We start from the raw sequence: 10448 nt of genomic DNA, 5'->3' as shown, positions 1-10448 counted from the left end.
ATTTTTATACAAATCAGGTGAATGTTTTGGATAAAAACTTCGCTTCTCCGATTGCCGATGATTGGAAATTTATATATGATTTTTATTTGGCAGATAGTACTTATTTTGGCGATAACTTTTGTTATAAAATTGATTTTACACCTAAAAGGAAGCAAGATTTAGCTTTTGCTGGCTCGATTTGGATTGACAAAGAATCTTGGGCGATTGCCCAAATTGATGCGACAATTACGAAAGATGCCAATCTGAATTTTGTGGAGCGTATTAAAATACAACAAGAACTCGAACCCGTTGGAAATGTGTGGTTTCCAGTAAAAAACAGGATTTTGGTAGATGTCAATGAGCTTACTCGAAATTCGGCAGGAATGCTCTTGAAATTCACCAATTACAATCAAGATATTGTTACGGATAAAGTAAAAGATACAAAGTTTTTTGATAACGGAATTGAAATTGTGCCTGATTATCGAGAAACAGATAATGCTTTTTGGCAAAAAATCAGACCCGAACCTTTTTCCGAAAAAGAGCAAATGGCTTATGCAATGATTGATACCATCAAGAATGTTCCAATCGTAAAGCGTTATACCAACCTAGCTTTGTTGCTATCGAGTGGTTATAAAAAAATCTACACTGGTATCGAACTTGGGCCATTGGTCTATTCAGGTGCAATTAATGATGTGGAGGGGGTAAGAATGCGTTTGGGTTTGCGAACAAATTTTGAGTTTAGTCGTAAATGGGTTTTGCAAGGATATTTGGCTTACGGTACAAAAGATGAGACCTGGAAAATGGGAGGGGAAGTTACCCGAATCATATCTCGAAAACCTTGGACAACGCTTAGTTATAAATACACAAACGATATTGAGCAAGTTGGTTTACGCCATGAAGATTTAGGGTTAAGTTCTGTTTTTTCGGCTTACATGAAATTCGGTACACTAATGCGACCTTTTTATGAAACCGAAAATCGTTTTCAATTTCAGAGAGAGGTATCGAAGGGAGTCTTTACAACTGTAGGTTTTCGGACGCGTAGTTTTGACCCTCTTTATAATTTTTCCTATCGTGAAAAACCAACCTTGGGCGAAGCTTCACCATTGATTACCAATTTTAATACATCCGAATTTTTATCAGAAATTACTTTTGCTCGCGATGAATTGGCAATTGTGAATGATAATGAACGATTGAGCTTCGGAACAACCAAGTCTCCTACCATAACATTTAGATATATCTTGGGTGCAAAGAGCATTTTTAATAGTGATTTTAATTACCACAAGTTATTGGCTAAGTATAGTCACACACTCAATTTGGGTTATTTAGGAAAAACTTATTATAAAGCCGAAGCTGGTGCAATTTTTGGTGCTTTGCCGTATCCTTTACTCAAAAGCCATTTAGGCAATGAAAGCATTTTTATTGTCACAAATTCTTTCAACCTAATGAATAATTTTGAATTTATAAGCGACCGATATGCAGCTGTTCGATATACCCATGATTTTGAAGGCTTATTATTCAATCGTTTGCCTCTGATTAAGCAATTAAAATGGAGAACTTTCACGACTGGTAAGTTCTTGGTGGGGCATCTATCTACTCAAAATCAGCAAATGAACCCATTAGACGCAACAATGCCTTTTAAAGGCCTCGGCACTACCCCATACGTAGAGTTAGGTTACGGAATTAATAATATTTTCAAGGTATTGAGAGTAGAGGCTATGCACCGCCTAACATACACAGATACGCCAAATGTGCGAAAATTTGGCGTGAAATTTACATTTGAGCTTACTTTGTAGCATAAATTTTATTCATTATATCGTTGGCAACCGACGGTTTATAATGATATATTTCATAATAGTTAGCTATATTCTCAGTGTATTCGTTGATTCCAGAAAAATCATAAATATTTTCTTTACCAAAATACTTTTCTAAGGTTGCTAAATCTGTTTGATTGAAATTGTGTTGGTCGTAAGTGGGGCCTAAAACTATCTTGAATTTAGTGTTATCTTTCTTCAAGCTTTCTTTTATCATTGCTAAATACTTCAATTGATAATTTTTTATGACAGGAGCTTGAGGATTTTTTTCTTTACTTCGTTTATAGAAAAAGTCGGGTTGATTATAGTACCCAACCGAATCTTTCTTTATCTGCTCAATATAGCTCGTGAATATGAAATCATTGACAATTGGCGTATAATTTATCTTTCTGAATTCTAAAAACTGCCTCATGTAGTTTTTGAAATTTCCAGTCAATAGATTGTCGTAAAAAGCTACAAAAAAGCCCTTAGAAAAATATGTATTTATAAAAATCGTATGATATTTCCACCATTGAAGTCCACTTACTCGGTAATCTTGCACAAAAACACTACCTAGCGTATCTTGTTCGTAATTGAATAGGCTACGGTCAAATACAAAGAGAACATTTTCGATTTTATTGCCTTTCGATTCAATAAATTTCATTTTTGTTGCTACTCCTGAGATAGTTTCGCAAGAGGCATCGAAATGATAAGGAGTTGAATCTTGGATATGTTTTCCCCATTCACGGGCGTAAAATACACTCGAGCGAGAACTCCCAAAAATGAAAGATTTATAGTTATACTTTTGGTTATTGTTCAGAAAAACTTGGGTTGAAATGCGGTCACGATTCAAACTTTTTGCAAAGTTATCTGGGTACGCATCGTAGGTTCTGATGATTTTAAACGGATCTGTTACAAAATAACCTAAAATTAATATTAATAATGGACTTAGAAATAGGCAGAGTTTTATTGAAAATTTACTTAACATTCAAGAATATGATTTATTAGATTTACTGGACAACAAATTTCTTAAATAATTTTGTATTATCCGCTAAAATGGCTTCAATTATATAATGTCCCTCAGGTAAATCGTTGGTTGGTATAGTAGAGGTTGGCTCTGGATTCGACTTTTTAAATACAATCTTTCCCGTTGCACTTACTATTCTTAATTCAACGATCTGAGACTCAAATAATGCTGCGAGTTTGAGTGGTTCATTTCTCTGAATAGGATTGGGGTAGATTATCAAATCTTCATTATTAGGTGTAAATACCTCTGCATTAGTAGAATTTCGATATACTACTTCGATTATATTGCTGTATGGTGAAAACAAATGCAAGCCTTTTCGACTAATCCTATAATAATATACAACCCCTTTTTTTACTTTATTATCGGTAAATGTGTTATCTGTTGTTGTTGCAATTTGATAAAAAAGATTTGGCTGGAACTGTGCTTTTTCTATGACATAAGTTGAACCTGGACTTAAAATCGGACTCCAAGCTAAATAAATTCTTTTTAGACTTACCGAATCCCAATCACCCGAAAGTGTAATTTTTTCTTCTTCTTTTTCTGGAATGATTTGTTCTGTAATAGGAAAGTCTTTAAATGTCAAGGCCATTAATCCTCTGGAGTTTTTTATTTGAGTCAATCCAGGAAGAACCGTTATAAAATCATTCGTATAATTATCCGGTGTATAGGTTATTTTTTTAGCAGCCGAAGGTTTTTTTAGTTTTAAAATAATATAATTATCTTTTCCGATGCCACTTTCTATATTTCCAGCCTCACCGTCTAAATATATATAATCTTTTACATTAATAGATGGGGCATTAGGGGTCTTCTTTGGTTCATCTTTTGGAAAGAACATTGTTTGATTTTTGTCAAACTCTAAGATTAGACTATCTTTATTTTTATTAAAATAAGCGTATTTGATATTGGGTGAATTGATTTCGATAGTATCAGCACTTGCATGAAAGTCTCTTGCAATTAATCTCGAAACATCATCACCATTCTGTAGATATCCTTCGTATTTATAGTGTAAGCCATCGAACGTAACCGTACCAAAAGTAGAGATGGCCTCACAGTCCTTGTAAATTGCGTTTATATTTCTTTGATAATCTCTTAAATTTCCAGCTTGTGTATTATTTCCAAAATAAATATTATTCTGATAGGTATAAATTTTCCTTAAGGCAGGATAATCCTCATATAGCTGTTTACGAAATTTCTCAAACTTCTTATCATAATCTCCTTTGTAGCCAGGGTCTGTCGCCTCACTTTCACCCTGTCTCCAAACTATCATCTTAACAGTTCGATCTATTCCTGTACCTTTTGCTCTTCTAAGCAGACGCCCATAAATCGTATTTGGGTTATCATGGTTTGCTTCATCTCTGAAACTTAGTTCTTCAATACTTTTATTCCCAACTGATCCATTGAGTATGCCAATCGGAATTTTGTATTTATCAATCAGTTGTTTTTGAATCTGCAGACCAATTAAACCTGCAGCTCCATGATTCCATTTTTTTGTAATGACCCAAGTATGTTCATTTTTTGCTAAATCAGACAAAATAGATCTCCCATATTTGAATTCATCCTTAAATTTTATCAATTCTTCACCTGGTTCGGCAAGTGCATTAGATTGACCATAAATGATAATGTTATCGCCACATACAACTTCGTTTGCTTCTTTTACTAAAACAGAGTCTTTATTACGAAAAGCATAAACTTTGAAGTCGTATTCAGAAAGTTCGGCATTTATTATGGGAGCAAATGAGAATGAAGCTGTAAGGGGCTGATTGGCATATTGTAACTTTTGTTTTTTATAAAAAAATGGGGTTTTATTTTTATAGACCAATAAGGAGATATCAGTTTGGTTTTCGGTGTAGACTTTACCTTCAATTTTAACTTCTGCCAAATTAGAATTATTACGCTGAATCAATTGTACTGACTGTGGAAAGTGGTCGAATATTACAAGAACTTGTCCGATCGAGCTCGATGAGACTATTATAAAAAAGCCAAGTATCAATGACTTCCTAATGAGAGCTGATACTTGGCGTTGTGTTGAGCGTTTATTTGTATTCATTAAGATTCGAAAAATAATTAACGAATATACAACAATTCTCGGTATTTAACTAGTGGCCAGTCTTCATCATCGATTAAAATCTCTAATTTATCGACATGGTATCGTATTTCTTCAAAAAAACCTTTAACTTCATTTCCATAGAGCTTAGCCTGCTCCTCGATATTTTCAAGATTATTGATTCGCTTTCGGGCTTCAGTCATTTCATGAACTAATTTAGAAATGATGGTTACTCGCTCGGAAATTTCTTTAATGATTTTTACGACAGGCTCCGATTCATTATTCAATTCCATGTCTTTTAAGGCTTTAGCTGTTTGAACCAATCGAGTTTGGTATTTCACCGCCGTAGAAACTACGTGATTCATTGCCAAATCTCCAATTAGGCGAGATTCTATTTGGATTTTCTTGATATAATTTTCTAATTCAATTTCATATCGAGCATGGAACTCTCTTTCGGTCAAAACGCCCAAACGTTCAAATATTTCGATAAAATCTTTGTTCAAATAGGCCTTTAATGCCTCCGGTGTGCTTGCGATATTTGATAAACCACGTCTGGCAGCTTCTTCTTTCCATTCATCGCCATATCCATTTCCTTCGAACAAAATCTTTTTGCTTTCTTTGATATATCCTTTTAAGATTTTTACGATCACCTCTTCTTTTTTACCTTCATGATCGGTCATTTCTGCATCATAATCTGCTCTGAATTTTTCCAATTGATTTGCTACGATCGTATTTAGAATCATCATTGGCTGGGCCGAATTGGCCGAACCGCCCACTGCTCTATATTCAAATTTATTTCCTGTAAATGCGAAAGGAGAAGTGCGGTTTCGATCTGTATTATCAAGTAAAATTGATGGAATTCTATTCAAACCAAGTTTGATGTAGGCATTTTCTCCCTTTTCAATCGATACTATTTCTTTATTTTCGAGGTCGTTCAAAACTTTTGTCATTTGAGTACCCAAGAAAATTGAAATAATTGCTGGCGGTGCTTCGTTGGCTCCAAGACGGTGTTCGTTACCTGCAGACGCAATACTTGCTCGTAATAAATCAGCATTATCATGAACCGCTTTGACAACATTCACCAAAAAAGTAACAAAACGCAGACTTTCTTTTGGCTTGGTGCTTGGGCTAAGCAAATTTACTCCCGTATCGGTTCCTAATGACCAGTTATTGTGCTTACCGCTTCCATTGATGCCTGCGAATGGTTTTTCGTGAAATAGAACTTCGAAATTGTGTTTTCGAGCTACTTTTCTCATTAAATCCATCAACAAAATGTTATGATCGCATGCTAAATTTACTTCTTCGAAGGTTGGAGCGACTTCAAATTGTGCAGGAGCTACTTCATTATGACGTGTACGAACAGGAATTCCTAATTTTAATGCTTCAAATTCAAAGTCAACCATAAACGCATTTACCCTTGGAGGAATCGAGCCAAAATAATGATCATCAAGTTGTTGACCTTTTGCTGGAGGGTGGCCAAAAACTGTTCGGCCCGACATCATTAAATCCGGACGGGCATTGAATAAGGATTTATCGACCAAAAAATATTCTTGCTCCGCTCCTAAAGTTGCCGAAACCTTTTCAACATGACGGTCGAAGATGATAGCCACCTCAGTAGCAGCTTTATCAAGGGCATGTAATGATTTTAGTAATGGTGATTTTGAATCGAGTAATTCACCGGTGTAGGAAACAAAAATCGAAGGAATACACAAAGTACCAGTTCCTGCCTCATTATACATGATAAATGCTGGCGAAGTTGGGTCCCATGCCGTATAGCCACGAGCCTCAAAAGTCGCACGGATGCCGCCATTTGGAAATGAAGAGGCATCGGGCTCTTGTTGGGTCAAAGCACTGCCTTTAAACTTTTCGACAGCTTTGCCATCCAGGTTTATATCAAAGAAGGCATCGTGTTTCTCGGCGGAGCCACCAGTGAGGGGTTGAAACCAGTGGGTATAATGTGTTGCACCTTTCGAAACCGCCCAAGACTTCATAGCCGCGGCCACCTCATCGGCAATTTCTCGGTCAATTTTATCTCCACTTTTAATTGCAACCGTAACTTTCATGTATGCCTCTGGCGAAAGCATCGCTCTCATCACTTCATCATTGAAAATGTTTGAACCATAAAAGTCGGTTACTTTTCCAGTTGGAATATCAACTTTGGTTGCAGTTCTGTTTTGTGCTTCCTCAACTGCTTTAAATCTTAATCTTGCCATTTTTTTATTTGTTTACGAATAATATTTCAACTGCTAGAAGGTGGAAAAAAGTTTGATTTTTGTTCTTGTCAATTTGATTTCTGAAAGTGCCTGATAATCAGATAATTATCGGCGTATAACTATATTAAGATTTATAATTATGATTTCTTATCTTATATTTGGGCTAAATTAAGCAAATCAAACAATTTAATGAAAGAACGATTACAATTTCTGTTAATTTATTTTTGCTTTTGGGTTATTTATTTCCTTTCGGCAAGGGTTATTTTTCTGAGTTATCATATTGAAGATACAAAACTGCTTACACTAGAGACGGTTTGGGGAATTTTTTGGAATGGAATTCGTATGGATTTTTCAATGTCAGGTTATTTATCGGTCATTCCATTTTTATTTGTATGTATATCTAATTTTATAAAAAAAAGCCGTCTCGAAAACTGGATATTTTCGTACACCTTTGTAGCAGTATTTTTTATTACTTTAATTGTAGTAATAGATTTACAGGTTTTTAATACTTGGGGGTATAGGTTAGATGCTACGCCCATGCACTATCTAAAATCACCAAAAGAAGCTTGGGCATCAGTTAGCTCATCGCCTTTATTTCAACTTTTTTTAAGTTTTATCATCTTACTTATCATTGCTTCTTATATAGTATACCGTATCATCACCCGCAATATTGATAATTGGAATTATATCGAGAATCTGCCATTTATTCCAATTTCGATTATTTGTTTATTTGCCTTAATTATACCAATCAGAGGAAGTTTAGGCATTTCGCCTATGAATCAAAGTACCGTCTATTTTTCAACCAATAATTTCGCCAATATTTCTGCTATAAATGCACCATGGAATTTCATGAGTTCTATTGTAAATGGTACGTATGATAAAGTAAATCCATTTACTTATTTACCGAAAGAATCGCTTACGGAGAAAATTAAAGAGTTGTATTCGACCTCCAACTCAACACAAAAAGTACTAAGAACTGATCTTAAAAAGCCTAATGTAATATTCATAATTTGGGAAAGCTTTACAAAGAAAGCAACTGAGAAATTGATTGATAGCCAGGAAGTTACACCCAAATTTAATGCCTTAAAGTCAGAAGGAATTTATTTCTCGAATATTTACGCAAGTGGTGATCGTACAGATAAAGGGCTTCCAGCAATTTTAAGTGGTTATCCGGCACAACCGACGGCCTCAATCATAACCGAACCTAATAAATCAGCAAAGTTGCCGGTTTTAAGCAAAGATTTTGGAAATAATGGCTACTCTACCGCATTTTATTATGGTGGAGAAACCGAATTCGCAAATATAAAATCGTATTTGTATGAAGCTGATTTTCAGCGTATTATTAGTAAGCAAGATTTCGACCCGAAAGATTGGAACTCTAAGTGGGGGGCTCAGGATGGTGCTGTCTATAAAAGGTTTTTACAAGACCACGCTAAGTTAAATCAGCCCTTTTTTTCTACTTTACTCACATTAAGTAGTCATGAACCATTTGAGGTTCCGATTGAAACAAAATTTACAGGTAATGATGATGAAGCGAAATTTATGAATTCTATGTATTATGCCGACCAGTCATTGGGCGAGTTTATTGCCGAAGCAAAAAAACAATCTTGGTGGGAAAATACGCTTATTGTGATCATAGCTGATCACGGGCATAGATTGCCCGAAACTGGCAAAAAAGTAGATGATTTTAAGGTTCCAATGCTATGGTTGGGTGGGGCCTTGAGCAAAAAAGGTATAGAGGTTTCTAATGTATACTCACAAATTGATTTGGCTTCAACTGTACTTCGCCAAATAAATTTAAATGCTTATGCCTATAATTGGAGTAAAAACATCTTTGATCCAAAAACCAAACCTTGGGCATTTTTTGCATTTAATAATGGCTTTGGGTTTGTAAATCAATCGAAGAATATAGTGTATGATAATATCGGTCAGAAAGTTATTCAACAAAGTGGATCGATCACAAGCAGAGATCAGGATTTTGGTAAAGCACTTATGCAAAGAATGTTTCAAGATTATTTAGATAAGTAACTCAAATCGTCAGGGTTGTTTTGGAAAAGTCGGTAAAAATTAAAATTTTGCCGACTTTTTTAATTTGAACTAGTTGTCGCTAAAAAATATGAAAAGAATATGTTTATTTGTAAATTCTTTTGCTCCTCTACAATTTTTTCTGCCAACTTTTCTTTAGTAATCAATATCTAAATAAGCATTAAAACTATTTAAAAATAACCTAATTTATTAATAAAAACAACTAACTATGAGCTTAGAATTTAAAGATGGAAGTGTAAAAGGATACGAATATTTGGCTCCAAGTGCCAATGCACAACGCTATCGACCTTCTTCAAAATTACGAGAATCTGCTATTCCTCAGAAAGTAGATCTGAGACAACACATGACGCCCGTAGAGAATCAACAACGATTAAGCAGTTGTACTGCCAATGCGGTTGCGGGTGCTTATGAATACCTAATTAAAAAATATTTAAGCAATAAAGCGTTTGATGTCAGTCGATTGTTTATTTACTACAACGCCCGTCTAAGAGCTGGCGGTCCAATCAAAGATGCAGGAAGCCACATACAATATGCCGTGGATAGTCTCATGAAAGTAGGAGCCTGCAAAGAAGATACATGGCCATACGAAGTGAATAAAGTGAATGAAAAGCCGCATCAAAAATCTTATGAAACTGCCAGTAATTTTAAGATTGAACAGAAGAAATTTATACCAGTAAAACTTGATGACTGGAAAAAAGCTCTTGCTGATGGGTATCCTATTGTGTTCGGTATTGCACTTTTCCCGTCCTTTGATTCCTGTTCAAAAAATCATGGAATTGTTCCGATGCCATCCCCAACTGAAGCATCGAGATCTGCTCATGGGCTTCATGCAATGCTATGCGTAGGGTATTCGGATGTTGATCAAATGTTTATCGTTAGAAATTCGTGGGGTGAAAAATGGGGCGATAAAGGTTATTGTTATATGCCTTATGCCTATGTAATTAATAATAAATTCAATTTAGGTGACTGCTGGATTTTTGGTCGATCGACACCAATCCCCGACGCTGAAGATACTTGGGTAGAAAATAAAAAGTCTATCATCAATGATGGGAAAGGATATGATAAAAATGCATTCGTAGTCTACAGAGAAAAAGACTACAAGAACTTTGATGTATTCGAAACTATAGAAGTGATAGAATATGATGAAGAAGAGCCTGAAGAATTCTATGAACTTGAATATGAGGGCGATGGCGAATTTGACGAAATCTTGTATGAATATGAATCGCAATTTGAAGGCCTAGAGGAGGAAGAGTATGAAGAGGAGGAAGAAGAAGAGTACGAAGAAGAAGAGTACGAAGAAGAAGAGGAAGAAGAAGAAGAGGAAGAAGAAGAAGAGGAAGAAGAAGAAG

6 protein-coding genes are annotated in these 10448 nt (G+C 35.2%); 3 read left to right on the top strand and 3 right to left on the bottom strand.

Annotation, left to right across the window (positions count from 1 at the left end; translation table 11 throughout):
• On the top strand, positions 1-1772 hold a 1772-nt coding region (locus tag ACOVO2_RS12235), incomplete at its 5' end, for a DUF5686 family protein (protein ID WP_421770250.1).
• Here ACOVO2_RS12235 and ACOVO2_RS12230 read toward each other — a convergent pair.
• The 3 genes from ACOVO2_RS12230 to ACOVO2_RS12220 form a co-directional block, all read right to left on the bottom strand.
• Positions 1762-2757 carry a hypothetical protein gene (locus tag ACOVO2_RS12230; RefSeq protein WP_421770249.1) on the bottom strand — a complete coding sequence of 332 codons (996 nt, stop codon included), beginning with the start codon at positions 2755-2757 and terminating at the stop codon, positions 1762-1764. The genes ACOVO2_RS12235 and ACOVO2_RS12230 overlap by 11 nt on opposite strands.
• A 22-nt stretch (positions 2758-2779) precedes the next feature.
• Positions 2780-4675 (bottom strand): sialate O-acetylesterase, encoded by a 1896-nt coding sequence (locus ACOVO2_RS12225; RefSeq protein ID WP_421770248.1) that lies wholly within the window; start codon positions 4673-4675, stop codon positions 2780-2782.
• Between the two features lie 185 nt (positions 4676-4860).
• Positions 4861-7053, bottom strand: a complete 2193-nt coding sequence (locus ACOVO2_RS12220) for a glutamine synthetase III (RefSeq protein WP_421770247.1) — start codon at positions 7051-7053, stop codon at positions 4861-4863.
• 189 nt (positions 7054-7242) lie between these two features.
• Between ACOVO2_RS12220 and ACOVO2_RS12215 the strand changes: the two genes are divergently transcribed.
• Both ACOVO2_RS12215 and ACOVO2_RS12210 read left to right on the top strand, forming a co-directional pair.
• Complete coding sequence (locus ACOVO2_RS12215) at positions 7243-9081, top strand: LTA synthase family protein (protein ID WP_421770246.1); 1839 nt, start codon at positions 7243-7245, stop codon at positions 9079-9081.
• Between the two features lie 226 nt (positions 9082-9307).
• The coding region (locus ACOVO2_RS12210; protein ID WP_421770245.1) for a C1 family peptidase at positions 9308-10448 on the top strand (1141 nt) is incomplete at its 3' end.

Source organism: Emticicia sp. (genome assembly GCF_049241225.1).
Classification (GTDB): domain Bacteria; phylum Bacteroidota; class Bacteroidia; order Cytophagales; family Spirosomataceae; genus Emticicia.
Note: the sequence above shows the minus strand (reverse complement) of the source record. Positions and strands in the feature narration are given on the sequence as shown.

Coding starts and splice junctions, on each gene's coding strand:
- ACOVO2_RS12230 (WP_421770249.1), bottom strand. CDS start 2,757: ATGTTAAGTAAATTTTCAATAAAACTCTGCCTATTTCTAAGTCCATTA.
- ACOVO2_RS12220 (WP_421770247.1), bottom strand. CDS start 7,053: ATGGCAAGATTAAGATTTAAAGCAGTTGAGGAAGCACAAAACAGAACT.
- ACOVO2_RS12215 (WP_421770246.1), top strand. CDS start 7,243: ATGAAAGAACGATTACAATTTCTGTTAATTTATTTTTGCTTTTGGGTT.